20 protein-coding genes and 2 pseudogenes are annotated in these 22355 nt (G+C 69.4%); 11 read left to right on the forward strand and 11 right to left on the reverse strand.

Features of this window, described 5'->3' with window-relative positions:
• Positions 1 to 50: 50 nt before the first annotated feature.
• From ACFWP5_RS30365 to ACFWP5_RS30380, 4 genes are read right to left on the reverse strand one after another with little or no spacing between them, the layout of a single operon-like run.
• The gene (locus tag ACFWP5_RS30365) at positions 51 to 1238 is read right to left on the reverse strand and encodes an MAB_1171c family putative transporter (RefSeq protein ID WP_384163435.1); all 1188 of its coding nucleotides are present in this window, start codon (positions 1236 to 1238) and stop codon (positions 51 to 53) included.
• Positions 1235 to 2419: an MAB_1171c family putative transporter gene (locus ACFWP5_RS30370; RefSeq protein ID WP_384163438.1), complete on the reverse strand. Its 1185-nt coding sequence runs from the start codon at positions 2417 to 2419 to the stop codon at positions 1235 to 1237. Before ACFWP5_RS30370 ends, ACFWP5_RS30365 begins: the two co-directional genes overlap by 4 nt.
• A complete protein-coding gene (locus tag ACFWP5_RS30375) occupies positions 2416 to 2967 on the reverse strand; it encodes a toxin (RefSeq protein ID WP_384163441.1) in 552 nt (183 codons plus the stop codon). The genes ACFWP5_RS30370 and ACFWP5_RS30375 overlap by 4 nt, the downstream gene beginning before the upstream one ends.
• A gap of 38 nt (positions 2968 to 3005) precedes the next feature.
• Positions 3006 to 4259: a DUF6545 domain-containing protein gene (locus tag ACFWP5_RS30380; protein ID WP_384163444.1), complete on the reverse strand. Its 1254-nt coding sequence runs from the start codon at positions 4257 to 4259 to the stop codon at positions 3006 to 3008.
• A 259-nt stretch (positions 4260 to 4518) separates the two neighbouring features.
• On the opposite strand from ACFWP5_RS30380, the gene ACFWP5_RS30385 reads away from it, so the two are divergent.
• The 5 genes from ACFWP5_RS30385 to ACFWP5_RS30405 all read left to right on the forward strand — a co-directional run bounded on the left by ACFWP5_RS30385 (position 4519) and on the right by ACFWP5_RS30405 (position 10231).
• Entirely contained in the window at positions 4519 to 5868 is a 1350-nt protein-coding gene (locus tag ACFWP5_RS30385; RefSeq protein ID WP_384163447.1) for an extracellular solute-binding protein, read from the forward strand.
• Positions 5865 to 6803 carry a carbohydrate ABC transporter permease gene (locus ACFWP5_RS30390; RefSeq protein ID WP_384163450.1) on the forward strand — a complete coding sequence of 313 codons (939 nt, stop codon included), beginning with the start codon at positions 5865 to 5867 and terminating at the stop codon, positions 6801 to 6803. Before ACFWP5_RS30385 ends, ACFWP5_RS30390 begins: the two co-directional genes overlap by 4 nt.
• Positions 6800 to 7672: a carbohydrate ABC transporter permease gene (locus ACFWP5_RS30395; RefSeq protein WP_384163453.1), complete on the forward strand. Its 873-nt coding sequence runs from the start codon at positions 6800 to 6802 to the stop codon at positions 7670 to 7672. The genes ACFWP5_RS30390 and ACFWP5_RS30395 overlap by 4 nt, the downstream gene beginning before the upstream one ends.
• A 21-nt stretch (positions 7673 to 7693) precedes the next feature.
• Positions 7694 to 8662, forward strand: coding sequence for an arabinan endo-1,5-alpha-L-arabinosidase (locus tag ACFWP5_RS30400; RefSeq protein WP_384163456.1), 969 nt, complete (start codon positions 7694 to 7696; stop codon positions 8660 to 8662).
• A gap of 66 nt (positions 8663 to 8728) precedes the next feature.
• The gene (locus tag ACFWP5_RS30405; protein ID WP_384163459.1) at positions 8729 to 10231 is read left to right on the forward strand and encodes an alpha-N-arabinofuranosidase; all 1503 of its coding nucleotides are present in this window, start codon (positions 8729 to 8731) and stop codon (positions 10229 to 10231) included.
• Positions 10232 to 10244: 13 nt separating this feature from the next.
• Here ACFWP5_RS30405 and ACFWP5_RS30410 read toward each other — a convergent pair whose 3' ends face one another.
• Positions 10245 to 13253, reverse strand: coding sequence for a beta-galactosidase (locus ACFWP5_RS30410; RefSeq protein ID WP_384163462.1), 3009 nt, complete (start codon positions 13251 to 13253; stop codon positions 10245 to 10247).
• A 118-nt stretch (positions 13254 to 13371) separates the two neighbouring features.
• Between ACFWP5_RS30410 and ACFWP5_RS30415 the strand changes: the two genes are divergently transcribed.
• The 3 genes from ACFWP5_RS30415 to ACFWP5_RS30425 all read left to right on the forward strand — a co-directional run bounded on the left by ACFWP5_RS30415 (position 13372) and on the right by ACFWP5_RS30425 (position 15834).
• Positions 13372 to 13830: an RrF2 family transcriptional regulator gene (locus ACFWP5_RS30415; RefSeq protein WP_384163465.1), complete on the forward strand. Its 459-nt coding sequence runs from the start codon at positions 13372 to 13374 to the stop codon at positions 13828 to 13830.
• A 137-nt stretch (positions 13831 to 13967) separates the two neighbouring features.
• Complete coding sequence (locus ACFWP5_RS30420) at positions 13968 to 14906, forward strand: sulfite exporter TauE/SafE family protein (RefSeq protein WP_384163468.1); 939 nt, start codon at positions 13968 to 13970, stop codon at positions 14904 to 14906.
• Positions 14907 to 15177: 271 nt separating this feature from the next.
• Entirely contained in the window at positions 15178 to 15834 is a 657-nt protein-coding gene (locus tag ACFWP5_RS30425) for a DUF4360 domain-containing protein (protein ID WP_384163470.1), read from the forward strand.
• A 67-nt stretch (positions 15835 to 15901) separates the two neighbouring features.
• On the opposite strand, the gene ACFWP5_RS30430 is transcribed toward ACFWP5_RS30425, so the two are convergent.
• Complete coding sequence (locus ACFWP5_RS30430) at positions 15902 to 16687, reverse strand: intradiol ring-cleavage dioxygenase (protein ID WP_384163473.1); 786 nt, start codon at positions 16685 to 16687, stop codon at positions 15902 to 15904.
• A gap of 411 nt (positions 16688 to 17098) precedes the next feature.
• Here ACFWP5_RS30430 and ACFWP5_RS30435 point away from each other — a divergent pair, with 411 nt between their 5' ends.
• Positions 17099 to 18091, forward strand: a complete 993-nt coding sequence (locus ACFWP5_RS30435; RefSeq protein ID WP_384163476.1) for an ArsR/SmtB family transcription factor — start codon at positions 17099 to 17101, stop codon at positions 18089 to 18091.
• Between the two features lie 112 nt (positions 18092 to 18203).
• On the opposite strand, the gene ACFWP5_RS30440 is transcribed toward ACFWP5_RS30435, so the two are convergent.
• From ACFWP5_RS30440 to ACFWP5_RS30460, 5 genes are all read right to left on the reverse strand, one after another.
• The gene (locus tag ACFWP5_RS30440) at positions 18204 to 18701 is read right to left on the reverse strand and encodes a hypothetical protein (protein ID WP_384163479.1); all 498 of its coding nucleotides are present in this window, start codon (positions 18699 to 18701) and stop codon (positions 18204 to 18206) included.
• A gap of 344 nt (positions 18702 to 19045) precedes the next feature.
• Positions 19046 to 20041, reverse strand: coding sequence for a catalase (locus ACFWP5_RS30445; RefSeq protein ID WP_384163482.1), 996 nt, complete (start codon positions 20039 to 20041; stop codon positions 19046 to 19048).
• A 26-nt stretch (positions 20042 to 20067) separates the two neighbouring features.
• Entirely contained in the window at positions 20068 to 20304 is a 237-nt protein-coding gene (locus ACFWP5_RS30450) for a DUF397 domain-containing protein (protein ID WP_384163484.1), read from the reverse strand.
• A gap of 12 nt (positions 20305 to 20316) precedes the next feature.
• On the reverse strand, positions 20317 to 20553 hold the full coding sequence (locus ACFWP5_RS30455; protein WP_384163487.1) for a DUF397 domain-containing protein: 237 nt from the start codon (positions 20551 to 20553) through the stop codon (positions 20317 to 20319).
• On the reverse strand, positions 20550 to 21515 hold the full coding sequence (locus ACFWP5_RS30460; protein WP_384163510.1) for a Scr1 family TA system antitoxin-like transcriptional regulator: 966 nt from the start codon (positions 21513 to 21515) through the stop codon (positions 20550 to 20552). The genes ACFWP5_RS30455 and ACFWP5_RS30460 overlap by 4 nt, the downstream gene beginning before the upstream one ends.
• Between ACFWP5_RS30460 and ACFWP5_RS30465 the strand changes: the two are divergent.
• Together ACFWP5_RS30465 and ACFWP5_RS30470 are read left to right on the forward strand one after the other, a co-directional pair.
• A pseudogene (locus ACFWP5_RS30465) lies at positions 21503 to 21955 on the forward strand (ATP-binding protein); the annotation flags it as partial. The gene ACFWP5_RS30460 and the pseudogene ACFWP5_RS30465 overlap by 13 nt on opposite strands.
• Positions 21956 to 22131: 176 nt before the next feature.
• Positions 22132 to 22260 (forward strand): annotated as a pseudogene (locus tag ACFWP5_RS30470) (hypothetical protein); the annotation flags it as partial.
• Positions 22261 to 22355: the final 95 nt, after the last annotated feature.

Genomic DNA, 22355 nt, shown 5'->3' on the forward strand with positions numbered 1-22355 from the left:
CGCGGGCGCGTCGTGGCTGGTCGCGCGGTTCCCCGCGCCCCTGGGGAACTTCAGTCGCCTGTGCTGTCCAAGGCCTCCAGCGTTTTGCTTTCCGCCGGTGCTGCAGCGAGACGTGATCGTGCCAGTGCCCGCGCCAGCTCGACCAGGCCCCCCGTGTCGGAGACCTCCGTGGCGTAGAGGCGGTAGGTGCTCGGGGTGATGAAGGGTTCCTCGCGGGCGGCGGCGCGGCGGGCGGCGTCGGCGACCATCGCCGCCTCGGCGGTCACCCGGGCCTCGTGGGCGGAGCGGCCTTGGTGGAGGGCGGCGTCACGGGTTCGCTCGCGGAGCCGGTCGTCGAAGTAGGGGGTGAGTGCCAACAGGCCGTCGTGGATGGAGACTTCGCGCCAGTGCAGCCGCATCCGGGGGAGCTGGCTGAGGGCGCTGGGCGGCTTCGGGGCGATGGACGCGAAGCGGACCTCCGACCACAACGGCCCCAGCCCGCGCAGGTCGTTGAGGTCGCGCCAGTGTGCGCGGGCCATGGGCAGCAGCCTCGGCAGGGCGAAGCCGGCGGAACAGGCCAGGGCGGCCAGCGAGGCCATCGGCGGGGCCACACCGGTGGACAGGAAGTCCAGGTCGTGACCGGACCAACGGGCCACCAGCGCCGTGTACTTGACGAGCTGGAAGCCGACCACGTCCAGCAGGGTGCCGAGGAGGATCAGCTGCAGACCGGTCCTGAGCAGGCCCGTCACCTCCCGGGCCCAGGTGACGCACACGGTGCACAGCGCCAGGGTGGCCGCGCTGTGCCCGAGCAGGTAGAGCACGATCATCTCGCGCATGTACGGCGTGTTGGCGTAGTACGTGTCGAGGTCGGTGAGCCGCTCGGTGCTCGGGTCGGCCAGCGTGAACAGCACGACGATGACCACGATCAGCGCGCCGTAGGCGGCCATGCTGCGCAGGACCATGCGGCGGATCCGGGCGGGGGAGCCACCCCGCCAGTGGATCAGCAGGACGAGCAGGGAGCAGCTGTACGCGGAGAGCATGCCGTAGGTCAGCGGGGCGCCGAAGTTGGCGATGCCGGTGAGGTGGTTGACCGTGCCCAGGGTCAGCGGTGCCGAGCAGACGAGGGCCAGGGCGCCGAGGACGATCGCCGCGCAGGTGGACACGGTCAGCGGGTCGCGCGGGACGCGCAGGGGACGGCGCAGCAGGACGGTGCAGGACAGCCCGAAGACGGCGGCGGCGAGGTACACCATGAGGCTCATGCCCGCGTGCTCCCCTCCGTCGTGCCGGTGCGGACCCGGGCGGCGGCGACGAGCGGGGAGCGGGTCAACTCGTCGGCGATGTGCGGGAGAAGGGCGATGCCGGGGGCCGGATCGGGGAGCCGGTCCGGTTCGTCGGCGGGCACGAGGCGCGGGTCGTGGCTGCGCTCCTCCACCACGGCCGCGGCGACGACCGCCGCCCACGCGGTCGCCTCGGCCTGTTCCGGGTCGCCCGTGGTGCGTGCCGCGGTCTCCAACGTCCGCTCGTACAGGGCCCGGTCGAAGAACGCGTCCAGGTGGCCGAGCGCGTTGTGGATGCTCGTCTGCCGCCACACCAGCCGGGTGTCGGGGGAGGACCAGCGCGGCCGGGGCAGCCGTAGCGCGCGGCGGGTGAGGAGTTCGGCCAGCTCGTGTTCCAGCGGTTCGAGACGGGCGTACGTCCGCCGGGCCTGGCGCCACTGGGTCAGCCGGGGCCCGGTCAGCGGGATCAGGACGCCGATGACGGTCAGGACCGCGCCCAGTCCGGCGGCGACCGGCGAGACGGTCGTGCCGAGCTTCGTCCAGTCCCGCCCGCACCAACGCGCGATCACCGCCGCGAACTTGGTCACGCTGTACCCGGCGCCGCACAGCGAGCCGACGCCCAGCGTGATCAGTCCCGTGCGGAGCCAGCCGTGCACCTGCCGCGCCCAGCGCAGCGCCGACACCGCCGTGACACTGACGGCGGCGAGATGGCCGGCCAGGTACAGCACGATCATCTCGGCGATGAACGGCGTGGTCGCGTAGTAGGTGTCCAGGTCGGTGCGGCGCTCCACGGGGGTGCGGCCCAGCGCGAACGTCACGGCGATGCCGACCAGGATGATGGCGTAGGCCACGATCCAGCGGCGGGCGGTGCGGTGGACGTGCGGTCCGCCCCGCCAGTAGACGATCAGGACCTGCGAGGAGGCGCCGTACGCGGTGACCGACGCGTAGGTCAGCGGCGCGGCGAGGTTCGGGATGCCGCTGAGGTGGTTGATCGCGCCGACGGTGGGCGGCGCCCCGAGGAAGAAGCAGGTCCCGGCCAGGCCGAGGAGTACGCAGATGACCCGGAGATAGGGATCGTGCCAGTGGCGTATCAGGTCCGGGGCCTTCACCAGCACGCCCAGCCACAGCAGGCCGCAGCTCAGGTAGTCGATCAGGCTGCTCATTTTCTGGTCCCGCGGTAGTTGAGGGCGGCGCCGATGCGCCCGGCGACACCCTGCTGTGTGCCGTCGTCGGCCACGGCGGAGTCGTGCGCGGAGTCCGGTCCGGACGGGGACTGGGCCGCGGCCTCCAGCCAGGGCCGCAGCCGTCCGCTCATCAACATGCCGAACCTGTCCGCCTCTTGTTCGTCGGCGAGGCTGAAGTCGGTACGGGCGGCGACGGGCCGGGGGCTGCCGTCGGCGGTCGGTCCGGGCGCGGGGTCGGCGGTCCGCTGGTGCATGTGCCACACCTCGTGGCAGAAGATCACGATCTGGTGCCAGGCGGCGGCCCGTTTGTCGATGACGATGACGTCGTAGGTGTCGCCCTCCAGCCACAGCCCGCTGGCCGTGTGCGGCGGGAACACCTCGCGGCGGACGACGACTTCACGCCCCCGCCAGCGCGTGACGGAGTCGACCAGCGCGTCGAACAGGGCCTCGGGGTCGGCGGGGACCGGGACGCGCATGGGATCGATGAGGGCACCGGCGAACCGGCGCATCTCCTTCTTCGTGCGCACCGCTGCAATATGCCAGGACATACGCCGACTCAGCCACCTCACCGTCGCCGCGGAAGCAGGAAGCGGGGCGCCTGCGCGGGATGGGCGGGGGGAGTGGGACGCGTGGAGCGGGCGGGGTCCGTGGAGCGGGCCGCCGCCCGCACCGCGTCGATCGCGTCGCGGTGGCGCAGGGCGCGGGAGATGGGCCCGATCTCCTGGAGGAGGTCGGCGGTGTCGGGGTGGCCGGTACTGGCGTCGCGGCCGGAGCCGATGGCGTCCAGGATCGCCACCGCCGCCGCGAGGGCCTTCGCGCGGGGCGGTGTGCAGCCGAGGTGGAGGGCGGCGCGGTGGGCGCGGGTGCGGAGGTCCTCGTCGAGGTGGCGGGCGAGGGGGAGGAGGACGTCGCGGATGTACGTCTCCCGCCGGATCAGGCGCAGTTCGGGCGCCGCGCACAGCAGGAAGGGGACGCCGTCGCCGTCGACGGTGCGCATCAGGACGTAGAGCGGCCGGAGTTGGTGATGGGCCAGGCGCACGCGCAGGCGGTCGTGCAGATATTGGCCGGTGTGCGGCAGGATGAAACCGACGGCGGTCAGGACGGCGGCGAGGCAGGCCGCGCACGGGGCGACGTCCGTGCTGAGCGCGTCGAGGTCGTGTCCCGTCCAACGGGCCGTCACCGCCGTGAGTTTGGCGAGATCGAAGACGAGGCTCAGCGCGTAACCGGCGCCCAGGAACGTCAGTCCCCAGCGCAGCCAGCCGTGCAGGCCGTCCGCGCGGACCCAGTTCCAGATGAGCCGTACGGTGATCAGTACGGCCACGGTGTGCGCGAGCAGATAGAGCAGGATCTCCTCGCGCATGAATGGCGTGTTCGCGTAGTACGTGTCCAGGTCCCGCACCCGCTCCACCGGCACGTCGGCGAGGGCGAACAGCACCCACAGCGCCACGATCACGCCCGAGTAGACGGAGATGACCCACCGTCTGGCGCGCCGGGTCACGTTCGAGTGGTCGGACAGTCCGTTGCGCCAGGTGACGATGAGCAGTAACCCGGCCCCGCTGAACGCCGTGAGCAGCGAATACGCCCACGGAGCCGAGAAGTTGGGCACACCGGTGACCCGGTTGGTCCAGACGATGACCGGCGGCGTCACGGACACGAACAGGGCGCAGGCGAACAGCAGCAGGCCGCCGACCGCCCGCAACAGCGGGTCCCGCCGCAGCCGGATGATCGCCGGCAGCTTCAGTGCGAGGGCGGTGCCGAGGACCGCGGTGGGGATCCACACGAAGGACGTGTACAGCTCGCCGAGGAAGGTCGTGACCACGTCGTACGCTCCCCCTTCCCGCCGTCCGCTGCACAAGCCGGTCCGAGGTTACGCGCCCACAACTGCCAACGTCATGTCATCCGGTGGCCGTTGTGGGACCGGGAACGACCGCTGTGTCCGGAAATCGCCCCCGCGAATGAACTGTGCACTGTGTTCAACCCATTGACGCGCAAGCGCTTCGATTTTACGGTCCCGTTCGAAGTTGCGAGCAGCATTCGGAATTTCGAACACGACAGGATCTCTACAGTAAGGGCAGGCAATGGGACGACCTGACCTGAATCGCAGGCACCTACTGGCCACGGCGGGCGGCCTCGCGGTCGCGGGCAGCTTCGCCTTCGCCGCTCTCGGCACCGGCGCCGACGCGCTCGCCTCCGGCGCGGACACCCGGGTGCGCTACTGGAACCTCTTCAGCGGCGGCGACGGCGCCAACATGATCGCGATGCTGGACGCCTTCCGCAAGGAACACCCCGGCATCGACGTCAAGGACTCCACCCTCCAGTGGGGCAACCCCTTCTACACCAAACTCGCCATGGCAGCCGCGGGCAACCACGCACCGGAACTGGGCGTCATGCACATGGGCCGGGTCGCGGGCTTCTCGCCGGGACGGCTCCTCGACCCGTGGGACGAGGCCCTCCTCGCCAAGTACGGCGTGAACAAGGCGGACTACAACCCGGCGCTGTGGAACCGCGGTGTCATCGGCGGCAGGCTCTACGCCCTGCCGCTCGACATCCACGTACAGCTCTGCTTCTACCGCAAGGACGTGCTGAAGAAGGCGGACCTGCTCGGCGACGACGGCCGGATGATCCCGGTCACCTCCACCGACGAGTGGTTCGACGTCCTGAAGAGGGCCAGGCAGGTCCAGAAGAAGGGCCTGCAGACCATCGGCCTGTGGACCAACGACCAGAACTTCCAGTGGTGGTTCTTCGTCGCCTTCTACACCCAGCTCGGCGGCAAGTGGTTCGACGACGGCAACACCGAGGTCCTCTTCGACGCCGACAAGGCGACCCAGGTCCTGGAGTTCTTCCGCCGGCACGTCACCGACGGGTACGTCATCCCGGGCGCGCCGACCGGTGAGCAGTTCATCAACGGCGCCCCCTTCACCTGGGAGGGCAACTGGTCCGTGCCGGTCTTCTCCGGCGCCGAGCTGGACTACGGCGCGACCCCGCTGCCGCCCGTCTTCGGCAGGCGGGCCACACACGCCGAGTCGCACTCCTTCGTCCTGCCGCACCAGGCGGGCCGCGGCGGCGCCACCAACGAGGCCGCGCACGAACTCGCCGCATACGTCGTCACACACGCCCTGCAGTGGGCGGCCGGCGGCCACATCCCCGCGTACACGCCGACGCTGTCCACGGCCGCGTACAAGAAGCTCACCCCGCAGAACGAGTACGTCTCCGCGATGAACCACCAGGCCACCGAGCCGAAGGTGTGGTTCGCGGGCTCCACCGGCGTCCTCGCCCAGGACCTCGGTCCCGTCGTCGTCTCCTCGACGATGGGCTCCGCCAAGCCGGCCGCCGCGGCACGGACGATGAAGAACCATCTCACCAAACTCCTCGCCTCGAAGAACCCGATGGACGGCAGGACCGCCGCGCAGGGAGGTGCAGCCGCATGACGACCAGTGCCCAGACCGTCATCGCACCGGCGCGGGCGAGGACCGCCACCGCCACCGCGACCGTCCGCCGCAAGCAGGGCTTCCAGCACGGGGGTTGGTTCGTCGCCCCGTTCCTGGCGCTCTTCACCCTGTTCGTCATCTGGCCGCTGCTGCGCGGCGTCTACCTCAGCCTCACGGACGCCAACATCTCCGGCGACGGCGCGAGCTTCGTCGGCCTCGACAACTACCGCGAGGCCCTGCACGACCGGGCGATGTGGGACGCGCTGGGCCACAGCGCGTACTTCACGCTGCTAGTCGTGCCGTGCATCACCGTCCTCGCCTTCCTGCTCGCGATGCTCGCGCACCACATCGAGCGCGGAAAGTGGCTGTGGCGGCTGTGCTTCTTCGCGCCGTTCCTGCTGCCGTCGACGGTCGCGGGCAACATGTGGCAGTGGCTGTTCACCCAGGGGATCGGCCTGTTCAACGAGACCTTCGGCCTCACCACACCCTGGCTGACCGACAAGTCCTACGCGATGCTCGCCATCGTCATCGAGACCCTGTGGTGGACGGTGGGCTTCAGCTTCCTGCTGTACCTCGCCGCGCTCCAGGGCATCCCCGACCACCTCTACGAGGCCGCCAAGCTCGACGGCGCGAACGCCTGGCACCGGACGGTCCACATCACGCTGCCGATGCTGCGCCACATCACCGGCCTGGTGATCGCGCTCCAGGCCCTCGCCTCGCTCCAGCTCTTCGACCAGGCCGTCGTGATGATGGACTTCGGACCGGGACCCGAGCTCAGCACCCGCTCCTTCGTCCAGTACACCCTCGAACAGGGCTTCACCAGCTATCGCGTGGGCTACGCCTCCGCGATGTCCATCATCTTCTTCGTGATCATCGCGGCCGTCGCCCTCGCGCGGATGGCACTGCTGCGCAACCGTGAGGAGGGCACCCGATGAGCAGCGCCCAGATACGGCTCAAGCCCCTACGGACCAAGCCCCGCAAGCCCTGGACGCCCAGCCAGATCGTCCTCACGCTGATCGGCGCCGCCGTCTCGGCCGTCTTCATGGCGCCGATCGCCGCGGCCCTGTTCACCTCGCTCAAGTCCGAGGCCGAGGCGGCCGAGATCCCGCCGCACTGGCTGCCGGAGGTCTGGACGGGCCAGGCCTGGAAGGCGCTCTGGAAGACCGGCAACATCACGGACTGGTTCGTCAACTCCCTTGTGGTGTCGGTCCTGGTGACGGCCATCGTGGTCGCCGTCGCCGCGCTCGCCGGATACGGTTTCGCCCGCACCGAGTTCAAGGGCAAGTCCGTCCTGATGGGCGTGGTGATGGCGGGCCTGATGATCTCCCCGGCGGTCCTCGGCGTCCCCCTCTTCACCACCGTCCAGCAGATGGGGATGGTCGACACCTACTGGGGCATGGTCCTGCCGCAGTGCGCGCCCGCCGCGATGGTCTACATCCTCTACAAGTTCTTCCAGGGCATCCCCCGCGAACTGGAGGAGGCCGCCTTCATCGACGGCGCGGGCCGCTGGCGGATCTTCTTCACCATCGTCGTCCCCCTGTCCCGCCCCTCCCTCGCGGCGGTGGGCATCTTCACCTTCATCGCTTCCTGGAACAACTTCCTGTGGCCGTACATGGTGACCAACAACCCCGACCTGATGACCATGCCGAACGGCATCGCGACCGTCATGAACTCCTACGGCATCCAGTGGGCCCAGCTCATGGCCGGCGGTCTCATGGCAGGCCTGCCGCTGATCATCGTCTTCGTCTTCTTCCAGCGCCAGATCGTGGCGGGCATAGCCCACACCGGCCTGGCCGGTCAGTAACTCACCCTTGGAGGTGCTGAGTTGAAGCGCTTCAGACTGGCGACCCTGCTGACCGCCGCAGCGATCGCGATCCTCCCCACCACAGCCGGGGCAGCCGTCACCTACCCCGACCCGCAGCCCGTCACCGGCCAGCAGATCATCCACGACCCCACCGTCATCCACCTCAAGTCCGGCGGATACGTGGCCTATTCGACCGGCGGGGTGATCGGCGCCCGCACCTCGAAGGACCGCGTCCAGTGGGACGACGCGGGCAACGCCTTCGCCGCGCCCCCGAGTTGGTGGTACGAGTACAACTCGACCGGCGACCCCTGGGCCCCCGACCTCTCCTACCGGGACGGCCGTTACTGGCTCTACTACGCGGTCTCCTCCTGGGGCACCAACCACTCCGCGATCGGCGTGGCCACCTCCCCGACCGGCCTCCCCGGCACCTGGACCGACCAGGGCAAGGCCTTCACCTCGGAGACCACGGACGAGTGGAACGCCATAGACCCGGCCCTCATCCAGGCCGACGGCAGACTCTGGATGGCGTTCGGCTCGTACTGGACGGGCATCCGCCTGGTCGAACTGAACCCCGGCACGGGCAAGGCGATCACCGGCGCACCGGTCGCCCACCTGGCGACCCGCCCGGACGCGCCGTACGCGGTGGAGGGCGCGTACATCGTCCACCACGGCAGCTACTACTACCTGTTCGCGTCCTACGACGCGTGCTGCGCGGGCGTCAACTCCACCTACAAGATCAGGGTGGGCCGAGCGACCTCGATAACGGGCCCGTACGCAGACAGCACGGGCAAGTCGATGCTGACGGGCGGCGGAGACCTACTCCTCGCAAGCCACGGCCGCTACATAGGCCCGGGCGGAGAATCCATCTTCCAAGACAAAGGTAAGGATGTCTTGGCATACCACTACTACGACGGCGACGATAACGGCACACCGAAGCTGGGGCTCAACACCCTGAGCTGGACAACCACCGGCTGGCCAGTCGCCCTTTAGGGGCGCGGGGAACGGCGCGACCAGCCCCCACAAGCCGCAGACAAAACTCAACCCGGAAAGGCCCGCATGCGCACCGCCCGCTTCACCCTCGACCCCGCCTTCACAGTCGGCGAAGTCAACCCCCGCCTCTTCGGCTCCTTCGTGGAACACCTCGGCCGCTGCGTCTACACCGGCATCTTCGAACCGGACCACCCCACCGCAGACGCAGAGGGCCTCCGCCAAGACGTCCTGGACCTGGTCAGAGAACTCGGCGTCACCACCATCCGCTACCCCGGCGGCAACTTCGTCTCCGGCTACAAGTGGGAGGACTCGGTAGGCCCCGCAGAGGACCGCCCCCGCCGCCTGGACCTGGCCTGGCGCTCGACGGAGTCCAACCGCTTCGGCCTCTCCGAATACATCGCGTTCCTGAAGAAGCTCGGCCCGCAGGCCGAGCCGATGATGGCGATCAACCTCGGCACGCGCGGAGTCGCCGAGGCCCTGGAACTCCAGGAGTACGCCAACCACCCTTCCGGCACGACCCTCTCCGAGCAGCGCATCACCCACGGCGACAAGACACCCTTCGGCATCAACCTCTGGTGCCTCGGCAACGAGATGGACGGCCCCTGGCAGACCGGCCACAAGACCGCCGAGGAGTACGGCAGGCTCGCCGCCGAGACCGCCCGCGCCATGCGCCAGATCGAGCCGGACCTCGAACTCGTCGCGTGCGGCTCCTCGGGGCAGGGCATGGAGACGTTCGCCGAGTGGGAGGCGACGGTCCTGAAGGAGACGTACGACCTCGTCGACTACGTTTCCCTGCACGCCTATTACGAGGAGTCCGACGGCGACCGGGACTCGTTCCTCGCCTCCGCCGTCGACACCGAGTCCTTCATCGAGAACGTGGTGGCGACCTGCGACCACGTGGGTGCCCGCCTGAAGTCGAAGAAGAAGATCAACCTCTCCTTCGACGAGTGGAACGTCTGGTACCAGAGTCGGCCCAACCCGCACCAGGTCGAGGACTGGCAGGAGGCCCCGCGCATCCTGGAGGACGTCTACTCCGTCACGGACGCCGTCGTCTTCGGCTCATTGCTCATCGCGCTGCTGCGGCACGCGGACCGGGTGACGGTCGCCTGTCTCGCCCAGCTCGTCAACGTGATCGCGCCGATCATGACGGAGCCGGGCGGCCCGGCCTGGCGGCAGACCACGTTCTTCCCGTTCGCGCAGGCGGCGAAGTACGGGCGCGGCGAGGTTCTCGACGTACGCGTCGACTCGCCGACCTACGAGACGAAGAAGTACGGCGAGGCGGACCTGCTGCACGCCACCGCCGTGCGCGCCGAGGACGGCTCGGTCACCGTCTTCGCCGTCAACCGCAGCCAGACCGAGGCGCTGCCGCTCGAAGTCGCCCTGAGCAGGCTGGAGTTGACGTCGGTCGTCGAGCACAGCGCGCTGGCCGACGCGGACCCGGAGGCCGTGAACACCGTGGACGAGCAGGAGCGCGTCACCCCGCACCAGGTCGAGGGCACCACCCTCCAGGACGGCACCCTTACCGCCGTACTGGAGCCGCTGTCCTGGAACGTGATCAGGCTGGCGTAGCCCCCGGAAAGAACTAGCGGCCGGGGGAGGCCACCGGCGACACCGGTACTCCTCCGGCCGCACTCCCCAGCAGCGTCAGCCGTACGTCCTTCGGGCCCGCCGGTGTGGTGCCGTCGGACAGGACGGCCAGGGCGAGTGTGTTGGTGCCACCTGTGCGGAGGATGCCGTTCGGCAGGGCGAAGGTGTGCTGCGGGCCCACGTCGTTGATGTACTGGCCCATGTTCCAGCCGTTGAGGAAGATCTGGACGCGGTAGGCGCGTGCCGGGTCGTCGTCGAGGACGAGGCCGATCGAGGCGTCGATGCCGGTGTCCACGGCGAGCTTGAAAGTGGTCCGGTACCAGGCCACGCCCTGCCGCATGTCGGCGCGGGGGAGCGTGACGGCCTCCCAGCCGGCGTCCCCGTAGTCCGGCAGATGCCAGCCCTCCCGCTCGCCGTACAGCCCGCCGTTGTTCTGCGGCCCGCGCACGGGATCGGGTGTCGTCTCGCCCTGAAGTCGCCAACTCACCTTCGGGGAGGCACCCTTGAAGGTCGCCGCGGTCAGACCGCGCGCCACCTTGTGGGTGTCGAGGGCCTTGCCGTCCTGGTCGTGCTGCATCCGCCGCACCAGCACGGACAGGACGTGCGGACCGGCCGCGCCCCCCGTCGTCTCCCTCGCGTTCTCCTTCTTCCTCAGCTTCTCCGGGACCGTGAAGGTCGCCTTCGCGGTCCAACTGCCCTGCCGGATACTGGTGTTGGTCGGCACCGGCATCCGGTGTGTGCCGAGCGGTTCCCCGTCGAGCCAGGCCATCAGGAGTCCCTGCGTGCCGGTGCTGTAGGCGAGGGTCACCGACTCCAGGTCGTCGGTCGTGGCCGTGGTGAAGCGGCCCCGGTACCAGACGTCCCCGTAGTGGAAGCCGTAGTCGTCCGCGAAGAGCACGGGCTGCCCGGAGGGGATGGCCGTCGTGCTGAACGTCGAAGTCCTGTCCGCCGCCGTCCACTTGGAGTCGTCGAAGGCGACCGCGGCCTCCTGGTTCTCCACCTTCCGCCGCCAGCCGTCGAGCGCGGGGAGCGGTACCGCGGGCACCCCCGGCAGCAGCGCGTCCGGGTTCGAGCGCAGGCTGCCCGCGTTGGTGACGGTCGAGGGCACCGGCTGCCCGTTCCAGGTGACCGCGGTGATGCCGCGCGGCCCCCACACCTCCACGCCCGTCTCGCCGATGGTGTCGCCGGTGAGATGGACGGTCGTGCCGCTGACGGTGGCCTCGCGGAGCAGCGCCGGCCCGTAGACCAGCGCGGTGCCCGAACCGGTCTCGTACGGCCACAGGCGTACGGAGGTGGCCTCGTCGGCGAAGACCAGCAGGAGGGAGTTGTCGACGCCGCCGGCCTGGACGAGGACCCGGGTCAGGCCGCCGATGCCGAGCGGGACGGTGACGTGCAGGAGACCGCGGTCCCAGACCCAGGCGGCCTGTGCGTCGAGCCGGGTCACCACCGGCTCCTCCGGGCAGTCGACCACGACGTGGGCCATCTCGCCGCGCTTCCCGGCGAACGCGGCGATGTCCTGCCGGCCGGTGGTGAGGGACATCATCGGCGTGATCGTCGAGTACCTCAACTTGCGTCCGCCGAGGGCGAGTTGGGTGACGAGGAGGCGGGCGTCCTGGGCCGGGACGGTGACCTCGATGTCGTCGCTCGCGGTGGGCAGCGTCGAAGTGACGTCCTCCGTACCGTCGTTGCGCAGGACGTAGACGTGGGAGCCGGTGTCGGCGTTGGTGAGGTGGTAGACCTTCAGGCCGTCCGCCTTGACGTCCGCCGCGCGGTCCAGCTTGGCGAAGTCGGGCACGGTCCGCAGCAGATGGCCGAGTTGGTGCATCGGGACGAGCTTCGCGGTCGCGTTGCGGCCCTCGTCGAAGGCGGCGCCGTAGTCGTACGACGTGTAGACGACCGGCGCGGGCAGCCAGCCCCACGAGGTGCCGCCGAAGGTCATGTAGACGTTGTGCAGGGTGAGTCCGTTGGCGAGGTTGGTGAGATAGAAGCGCCGCTCGTACGCCGCGTCACGCGTCCGGCGCGACTCCGCGTACCCCTTGCCGTCGAACCAGGACCCGCCCCACGGATCGAACCAGCCGCCGCCGAACTCCGGCACGAATCCGGGGGTCTTGGGGCTGGCGGTGGCCCCGCCCTTAGCCCCTCCGGTCCCGAAGTGCCCCCAGTCCGGCGGCAGTTGGGACGGCGAGGGATACCCGTCGAAGCCGTACAGCCAACCACCTTTGTCGCCACCGGTGTCGAACGAACCGGGGGTCCAATAGCCGTTGCGGCCCTTGTCGTTGTGGAACAGGGGGACGTCGATACCGTCGGCGCGCACCTTCTTGTACAGGTGGGACATGTAGTCGCGGCCGGACGGCTCGGTGACGTGGGCGTCGTACTCGTTCTCGATCTGGTAGAGCAGGACCGTGCCCGTGCCCGCGGTGAACAGGTGCTTGGAGACGATCGAGTTGACCTGGGTCAGCCACTCGTCGACGTGCGAGAGGTAGGTCGGGTCGGAGGTGCGGGCCGTGCCCTTCGTGGCGGTGAGCCAGCCGGGGAAGCCGCCCGCGTCGATCTCCGCGTTGATGTACGGGCCCGGGCGCAGGATGACGTAGAGGCCGGTCTCGGCGGCCATGCGCAGGAACAGGTCGAGGTCGCGGACGCCCGTGAAGTCGTAGTGGCCCTGGGCGGGGGAGTGGTAGTTCCACGAGACGTAGATGCTGACGGCGTTGTAGCCGAAGGCGCGCATCTTCTGCAGGACGTCGCGCCACAGGGACGGGCTCGGCAGCCGGAAGGGATGCATCTCGCCCGACCACAGGACCAGCCGCCTGCCGTCGACGATCAGGGAGTAGCGGTCGTACCCGATCGTGTGCGGCTGCCCGTCCGCGGCCGGTGGCGCGGGGGGCGGGCCGGTCGGCACGACATGCGCGGCGTACGCGTCACCGCTGCCGCCGCTGCCACCCCCCAGCGCGAATCCGAGCGCGGCCGTGCCCGCGAGGGTGCTGAAGGTACGCCTGCTCAGCTCCACTGGAAGCTCCTCCCGGGTCCGGTCCGTCGGCGGCACGTGCGAAGCCATTTTCCGTGGTCGTCCCAGGAGGCCGTCGTGCGGGGCCATTCTCTACGCCAGAACGGACCACAATGGACGCATGAGGATCTCGGCACGGGCGGATTACGCGGTACGGGCGGTACTGGAGCTCGCCGTACGGGGTGACGACGGCCCGTTGAAGGCCGAGACCATCGCCACCACGCAGGACATCCCGCACAAATTCCTGGAGGGAATTCTCGGCGACCTCCGGCGCGCCGGGATCGTCGACAGCCGGCGCGGCGGAGGCGGCGGCTACCGGCTGGCCCGCGCCGCCACCGCGATCACCGTCGCGGACGTCATACGCGCGGTGGACGGCCCGATCGTCTCGGTCCGCGGCGAACGCCCCACCGGCCTCGCCTACACCGGCACCGCCGAACCCCTCCTCCCCCTGTGGATCGCGCTGCGCGCCAACGTCCGCAAGATCCTGGAGGGCGTCACCGTCGCGGACATCGCGGCGGACGCGCTGCCGGAACCTGTCCGCGCGCTGGCGGCGGAACCGGCGGCCTGGGAGAACCCGTAGTGCCGGTGCGGTCCCGCTGTGAGGGGTCCTCATCGGGGTCTCAGGCTCCGCTCAGATTCACCCTTTAGCGTCACCTCCCGTTCATCCCTACCCAACCGGTGGGAAACCCAGGAATCGGGAACGACGGGACGCACGACATGCGCACGCTGATACTGCTCGCCCTCGCGGGCCTCGGGGCCCAGCTCGTGGACGGCAGCCTCGGCATGGCCTACGGGGTCACCTCCACGACGCTGCTGCTGGCCATGGGGACGAATCCGGCCGCCGCGTCCGCCACGGTCCACCTGTCCGAGATCGGTACGACGCTGATGTCCGGCGCCTCGCACTGGCGGTTCGGCAACGTGGACTGGAAGGTCGTCGCGAAGATCGGCGTGCCGGGCGCGGTCGGGTCGTTCCTGGGGGCCACCGTGCTGTCGAAGCTCTCGACGGGGGTCGCGGAGCCGGTGATGTCGCTGATCCTGCTCGGGCTCGGTGTGTACGTCATGTCGCGGTTCACCTTCAAGGGGCTGCCGAAGGGGCAGCTCGGCAAGCCGTTGCGGAAGCGGTTCCTGGCGCCGCTCGGGCTGGTCGCCGGGTTCCTGGACGCGACCGGCGGGGGCGGCTGGGGGCCCGTCGGTACGCCCGCGCTGCTGGCCAGCGGGCGGATGGAACCGCGCAAGGTGATCGGTTCGATCGACACGAGCGAGTTCCTGGTCGCGGTGGCGGCGAGCCTCGGGTTCCTCGTCTCGCTCGGGTCCCAGGGGCTCAAGTGGACCTGGGTGATCGCCTTTCTGCTCGGGGGAGTCGTGGCCGCGCCGGTCGCCGCGTGGCTGGTGCGGCTGGTGCCGCCGCGGGTGCTCGGTTCGGCGGTCGGCGGGATCATCGTCGTGACCAACGTCCGTACGCTCCTGAAGAGCGACTGGATCGGAGCGTCGGGCGCGGGTGCGCCGAGCGCGCTGAGTGTTCCGGTGTACGTCCTCCTGTACGTGATGTGGGCTGCCGCCCTGGCGTACTCGATCCGCGCCTATCGCCGGGACGAGGCGAGGGAGGCCGGGACCGAGTCCGAGTCCGCCGAAGGGCGGCAGCCGGTCGGGGTGTGAGACACCACTGAACCTAGGGCCGTACCTGAAGGATTCCTTGGTGTGCGGCTGTGAAGCACCTGGGGACGGATACGTCAACTCCCGTCTATTTCAACAGAGTTCGCTCACTGTGGAGATGGTGTGAAAGGCGCGTTTGTGAATGGCCTGAGTTCGCCCTGACCGTTTCCTGTGCTGCTACCTACGATGCGAGCGCGCCGTCGGTCTTCACAGGAACTTCATTGGTTCTTCAAAGACTTGGGGCGCAGCCACCCCCCAATCCCAAGGAGAAACCATGCCTGGTGGGCTCCTCTTGAGTGGTGCGGTCGCCGCGCTGCTCGCCACCGTGCTGCCGTCCGCGCAGCACTCGTCCTCGCCCGTGTTCGACGACCCGCCCCCGGACAAGATCGTCATCAACGTCGCCACGGTGAACGGCTCGGGCTGCCCGCAGGGCACGACCGCGATCGCCGTCTCCGAGGACAACACCGCCTTCACGGTGACCTACAGCGCGTATCTCGCCCAGGTCGGCGGCAACTCCGACCCCACGGCGCTCCGCAAGAACTGCCAGCTCAACCTGGTCGTCCACGTCCCGCAGGGCTTCACCTACGCCATCGCGAGCGCCGACTACCGGGGCTTCGCCTCGCTCCAGCGCGGCGCGAGCGGTGCGCAGAAGGCCTCGTACTACTTCCAGGGCTCGTCGAGCACCGTGGCCAAGAACCACCCGTTCAGCGGCCCCTACGGCGACAACTGGCAGGCCACCGACACCACGGACTGGGCCCAACTGGTCTGGGCGCCCTGTGGAGTTCAGCGCAACTTCAACATCAACACGGAGCTGCGGGTCGCCGCCGGTTCCTCGTCGTCCAGCGCGGTCAGCTTCATGACGATGGACTCGACGGACGGCGACATCAGCACGGTGTACCACATGGCGTGGGAGCACTGCCCGAGCTCATGACCTGAGGTGACATGAGGAAGGGGTGGCCCGTGTCGCACCGCGGGCCACCCCTTCCGTGGGGGAGTGCTCAGCTCTGCCGGACGCCGAGGGTCAGCGTGCCCGTGTAGCCCGAGGAGGTCGAACTGCCCAGCGCCGTAAGGGTCATGAGGCCGGACGCGGCGCCGCCGTCGTCGTAGACGGAGTCCTGCGCGAGGGTGGTGCGGGTGACCGTGTTGGTCGAGTACGGGGAGAGCTTGGCGACGGCCGTGGTGATGGTCTCGTCGATGAAGAGCTGACCCGTGTGGAGTTCGCTGCCGCCGGTGAACGATCCGTCGGAGGTGAGCGTGACGCCGGTGTGCACCTTCACGTGGATGTGCACGCAGCGGCCGCGGTACCAACCGGGGTAGATCGTGGTGATGTTGGCGAGACCGCTGGAGTTCGTCAGGACACCGCCGCGCAGGAAGGTGCGGTCGTCCGGTTCGCTGTGGCCGTTGTTGCCGACGTAGCCGGAGTACTCGCCCAGCGCGTCGCAGTGCCAGATCTCGACGAGCGCGTTGGGGATGACGGCGCAGGTGCTGTCGTTCACGACCGTGAGGGCGAGTTTGAGCGGGATGCCGGCCTTGCCCTCGGTGACGTCGGTGCGGACCAGGGCGCCGTCGAGGTAGTAGGGGCCTTCGGTCATCTCCGTGGTGAGGGTGCAGACTGCCGCCGCGGCTGCGGGAGTCGAGTCCGCCGTGGTGGCTGTTGTGGGGGTGTGGGGAGCGGCGGCGCCCACGGCCAGTACGGCGGCCGTGGTGCCGGTGGCGATCAGGACGGTACGGCGTCCGACCGGTGTGGGGGTGGCTCCGGCTGTGCCTTTCGTGGAGTCTGTCATGGACACGGCATCTTAGAAGCGGAAGCTGTTGCCCTGCTGTGCGAACGGCAAAGTGACGACCCGTCAAGTCAATTGCGAGCCAGGCGAGTTACGACAACTGCCGACTGCCGACTGGCGAGGTGGGCGTGCCGTTCCTTGACGTCCGGCCGACCAGCTCGACGGGAAGGCCCCGCAGCGCGTCGGTGAGTTCGAAGAACGCGTCCGCCCGCGCGGACGGACATCGGTGGAAAGCCGTCCGAAAGCGTGACCACGCGACCGGGCCCGACGACGCGAAATAGGCCTAGGCGTACGGGACTTGAGGCCGCCGCTATTCGGACAACTCCTGCCGCCTCCGGAACCGCCCGCCGTCGCCTGCCCGTCTGCCCCAACGGTATGTCCTGGGGGCGGACGTATCACGGGGAGCGTGGGGACATGCTGCGTATCGGCTTCGGCACGGACGACCTCAGCCGGCTGCGGGTGGCGGCGGGCAGCGACTTCATGTGGGAGGTGGTCCTCAGCCTCCACCTGCTCCAGAACCGGCACGCGGCCCTGGTCTTCGACCCCTGGCGCAGCCAGGTGCGCGAGGATCTCGCGCGAGCGGGGCTGATCCGGACGACCCGGGCGCTGATCGAGGTGAACCCGTGCGCCTCCTACTTCCCGGACTTCCTCACCCCCGGCCTCGGCAACCCCGACCCGGACACCGGACTGGACGCGGTGCTCTCCACTCCCCGCAGCCGCCTACGGTACGAACTCGCCCGGCTCTACCCGGACCGGCCGATGCCATCGGAAGCCCGACGGCTCGCGGAGGGCGGGAGCGAGGCACTGCACCGGCTGGGGAGGGCGGTGCGCGCCTATCACGCGGTGGCTGTGGCGCCGTACAGGACGGTCATCGACCGGGCCGTCGGCACGGACCTGGCCAGACGCGCCGACTCGGCGCTGGCGGCGGGGGCGGAAGGGCTGTTGGGCAGCTACCAGCCGGACCTGCTGTCCTGGCGGGACGGCCGGCTCGAGTGCGGCTACCCCTTCGACCGGGGCCTGGAGCTGAACGGCCGCCCGCTGACCCTGATCCCGTCCTTCTTCTGTGTCCGGCAGCCCGTCGCCCTCACCGCCCGCGAACTCTCTCCCGTACTGGTGTATCCGCTTCCGCTCGCGCCCGGCTGCCTCACGGTGGCCGAGTCCGGCGGCGCACCCGGCCTGCACCGGCTGCTGGGCCCCACCCGGGCCCGCGTGCTGGAGCTGCTCGGCCGCCCGATGTCCACCGGCGGTATCGCCGCCGCCCTCCACCTCTCACCGGCCAACGCCAGCCGCCACGCCACCGTGCTGCGGGAGGCGGGCCTGGTCGGCTCGTTCCGGGACGGGCACCGGATGCTGCACCGGCGCACAGGGCTGGGGGAGGCACTGCTGAACGGGAACTGGGGAGCGTGAGGGGCGTGAGGGGCGTGAGGGGCACGGGAGCGCCCGCCGCGGGCCGGCGTACGGCCGTGCGGCGGGCGCTGTGTGCGCTGTGCGGTGCGCGGTGTGTGGTGCGGTGTGTGGGTCAGCAGTTCTTGATCTTCCAGATCGGGCCCCAGTCCCACCCTGCGGGGGCCACGCTGTACGCGGTCGAGCTGTGGACGACTCCGCCGCTCTGGTTGTAGAACTGGGCCACCGTGCCGGTGGTCTGGTTGTTGTAGAAGCCGCCGTCGGTACCGTTCCAGTAGGACAGCGAGTAGGTGTGGCAGGCGTACAGGTCGAACACCTTGTACGAGCCGACGGTCGGGTCGTACACACGGGCGCACAGCCGCCCGTACGGGCAGTCGTAGGTGCCGCTGGATACGTACCGGACGCGTTCGGCGGCCGGTGAGATCCCCGGCGAGTTCGCCAGCGCACTCGCCTTCGCGTGCTGTGCGGTGGAACTGACCGCCGGGGAAGCCGAGTCGGGCGCCTGCGCCGCATGCGCCGGGGCCCCGCCCAGCAGCATGGTGAGCACCAGACCCGCCCCCGCGACGAGTCCCGCGAGCTTTCTGGGTATCAGATGTGTCCGGGGTAAGTGCATTGCTGTCCTCCGTGTCCTGGTTCCGTTCCGCGAGGCGAACGGCCGTCCGCCCGCGCCCCATGGTGGGGCGGTCGGCACCGGGCGGACGAAACATTCGACGGATACGCAATCAAGGCGGCGGACACGAGGTCGTCGAGGAGTGGCCGCACTCCGGCGTCGAGCCGGGGCCGGAGTCGCGTGACAGGTCGGGCAGGGACCGGGTCGAGTCGGGTCGAGTCGGGTCGGGAATGCGGCTGTGCACCGTGACCGGCGCGTTCCGGGAGGACCTGGACCTGGACGTGGCCCAGGCGATCGAGGACGGCTCGGAGTTCTCGCGCCCGTCGACCCGCGTGAGGGAGGCGGTCCTACGGGGCGAGCCGACGCTCGGCCGAGACGGAGTACGCGTGGCGGCGGAAGGCCAGCATCCTGTCGTCGGACGCTTCCACGCCGGGGGCGAGACGCGTCGGGTCGAACACCTGCTGCTGCCAGTGGTCCTCGCGCGGGGAGCGGGCCGTGACGTGCAGGTGGCCGGCCGGGATCAGTGGGCGCTGTTCCGGCCACGCCTGTGACGGGTCGTGGGTCGGGTCGTTCGGCTCCGCGAGCTGGTACACCACGGTGAAGGTGACGGGGCCGGTTTCGAGGCGGGAGTCGAGGTCGCCGACGAGGAAGTCCGGGGCGAGTGTCTCCGCGTACGCGGGATCGATCTCGACCTCGCCCAGTTGGGGCACGAGACGGTAGCGGAAGGGGCGGCGTACGCCCGACTCGTCGACCAGGACGAAGGCGTGCAGGCCGTCGTAGCGGGTCGTGGCGAAACTGGCGGGCGCCTGCTGCCCGGCGAACGATTTCAACGCGCCCCGGCTTTCGGGGTGTTGGGCCAGGACGGTGGCGAACTTCCCGGCTGCCGCGAGCTTTCCCTTGGCGCGGTCGGCGAAGCCACCCTCCGCACCCGCCTTGCCCAACGCCTCGACGAGGTCGATGAACCCCTCGGGATTGTGACTGGGGAACACCCGGAAGTTCGCGGCCACGAGGTCCATGACGGCCTTGGTGTCCTCGCTACTGCCGTCGCCATCAAGGAACTTGACCGCCATACCCCGTACGCCGCGTGCCCGGTCGTCGGCGGCGAAGTTGCCCGAGCCGTTCGAGAACCGGATCACTGCGTTGGCCTCGGCGGTCAGGCAGGTGGCCGTCGTCCACTTCGCGATCTGCCCGGTGGGCACGAACCGAGCGTCGTAGACAGCCCCGCGCGCGTGCAGGCGGCGATCGTGCGGGCGGGGATGCGCGGCGGCTTCGATCCGGTCGACGGCCTGGGCCGCGGTCATTCCGTCTTCGGTGACCGAGGAGTCCTGCGGTGACTGTGCCATGGCGGCATCATCGCATTCGTCCCCGGTCACAGAGCGACGATGAATCCGGTCCAGGTGGTGGGGGAGAGGGCGAGCTGCGGGCCCTGGGTGTGCTTGGAGTCGCGGATGTGGATGGTGGTGGGGCAGGTGGCGATCTCTACGCAGTCGCCGGAACCGCCGCTGCTGTAGCTGGACTTGTGCCAGGAGAGGGCGACATCCACGCAGTCGCCATCGCCGCTGCTGCTGTAGCTGCTCTTGAACCAGGCCAGGCCGGACGTGCTCATGGCGCTCCTCGGTCATAGGGTGACGATGAACTCGATCCAGGTGGTGGGGGCGAGGGTGAGTTGGGGGCCCTGGGTGTGCTTGGAGTCGCGGATGTGGATGGTGGAAGGGCAGGTCGCGATCTCTACGCAGTCGCCGGAGCTGCTGCTGCTGTAGCTGGACTTGTGCCAGGAGAGGGCGATCTCGACGCAGTTGTCCCCGGAGCCGCTGCTGTAGCTGCTCTTGAACCAGGCGAGTTTGGGCGTGCTCATAGGTCTCCTCGCATCCGTTGCAACAGGCTCATTGAGTCTTCGTGGGTGAGAGCCTGTGAACGCATCCTGGCATACCTGATCTGGAGCACGCTGATTGCTTTCGGGTCGGAGATGTACAGCCCGCTCTCCTGACCCTCGCTGTATCCGAACCACTTGTGCTTCGGAGTCTCCAACAAGGCGATGGGGCCGTGCAGTCCGGCGTGTGATTTCTGGACGAGTGGCACGATCTGGATCTCGACGTTCCGCAACTTCCCCATCTCCAGAAGGTGTTCGATGGCTCCGCGGGTGATCGCGGCCCCGCCGGTGCCGCGCAGGAACACCTGCTCCTCGATGATGAAGCTGAAGGTGGTGTTCGGCCGCTCCCGCAACAGCCGCTGACGCTCCGCCCGCGCGGCCCAGTTGGCCTCGATCTGCTTGTCGGTCAGCGGCGGCAGCTCGTCGGCGAACAGCTGACGTGCGTATGCCTCTGTCTGCAACAACCCCGGGATCATCCGGCATTCGTAGTTGAAGAGCGCGACTGCCGTTTTCTCCTGCCGGGCCCATCGCTGAAACCAAGTCGCCAGTCCCGGCTTCCGTTCCACGAACCCCGAGGCCTTCCGCACCGCGCCGGTGTTGCCGAGTACCGGTTCCGCTGCCTCGATGAAGTCCTCGTCCGCCATGCGCCGCCCCAACTCCACCGACGCCACGGTGTGTTTGGAGTACCCGATCCTCCTCCCGAACTCCTCCCGGCTCAGCCCGTAGAACTCACGCAGGCCTTGCACCATCGCCCCGAACGTCCGCAGACTGTCCGAACTCTCGGGCTCGCCACCATCCACCACGGTCACCCACCTCCGGCGCCCCATGATCACGGTACGTAATGTGTACTGTCCACCCCGTGACCGCGTACGCTCCCGCAGCGTACGCAGTGAGGTGCTGGTGAACTGCCCTCCCCGAACGCCACATTGGGCACATGACCACCCAATCCCCCGTCACCGTACGTACGTTCGCCCAGCGCCTCAGCCCCACCCCTCGCGGCGCCCGCCTCGCCCGTCACCTCGCCCTGCATCAACTCCACGCCTGGGGCATCCCGCACGGCAGCGACCCCTCCGACACCGTTGGCGCAATCGTCGCCGAACTCGCCGCCAACGCCGTCACCCACGGCCGCGTACCAGGGCGGGACTTCGAACTCCGGCTCTCCCTCGTCACGGGGAGTGTCCGCATCGAGGTCACCGACACCCGTACCGGACCGCGTCCGCCCGCACCCGGTGCCGTACGACAGCCGGACGTGCTCGACGAGAACGGGCGCGGGCTCGTGCTCGTCGAGGCGCTCGCGGACCGGTGGGAGGTGGTGGACCGGGTGCCGCCACCGGGCAAGACCGTAAGGGTGGAAATCGACGTGCCGAGGTGGTTGGCGCTGGTCAGGGGGCTGGACAGGGGGTTGGACGGGGCTTCAGGTTCGGCTCAGGTTGGTGCGGGAGGTTGGCCCGTATGCACGGACACCGCCCCCGCACCCCCGAAGCCGACCGCAGCCGCCGCTGGTTCATGAACAAGGCGCTGCTCGCCAAGGCGGACTCCTCGCAGGGCAACGGCAACGAGGACATGAAGGCGGGCGCGGGTTCGGACAACCTCAAGCTCGCCTACGCGGGAGTGCGCGGGTCCGAACTCACCTCCGCGCAGCGGGAGAAGCTGCTGGACGTGGCCCGCGTGTACATCGGCTACTTCAACGAGGGGCACGCCGAGGTCAAGACGACCGAGGTGGAGAAGCACCTCGACGACACGTACTTCTACCGGCGCGAGCGCCAACGGGCCTCCCGGCGGCGGCA

Origin of the sequence: Streptomyces sp. NPDC058469, from assembly GCF_042721125.1 — a bacterium.
Lineage (GTDB): Bacteria > Actinomycetota > Actinomycetes > Streptomycetales > Streptomycetaceae > Streptomyces.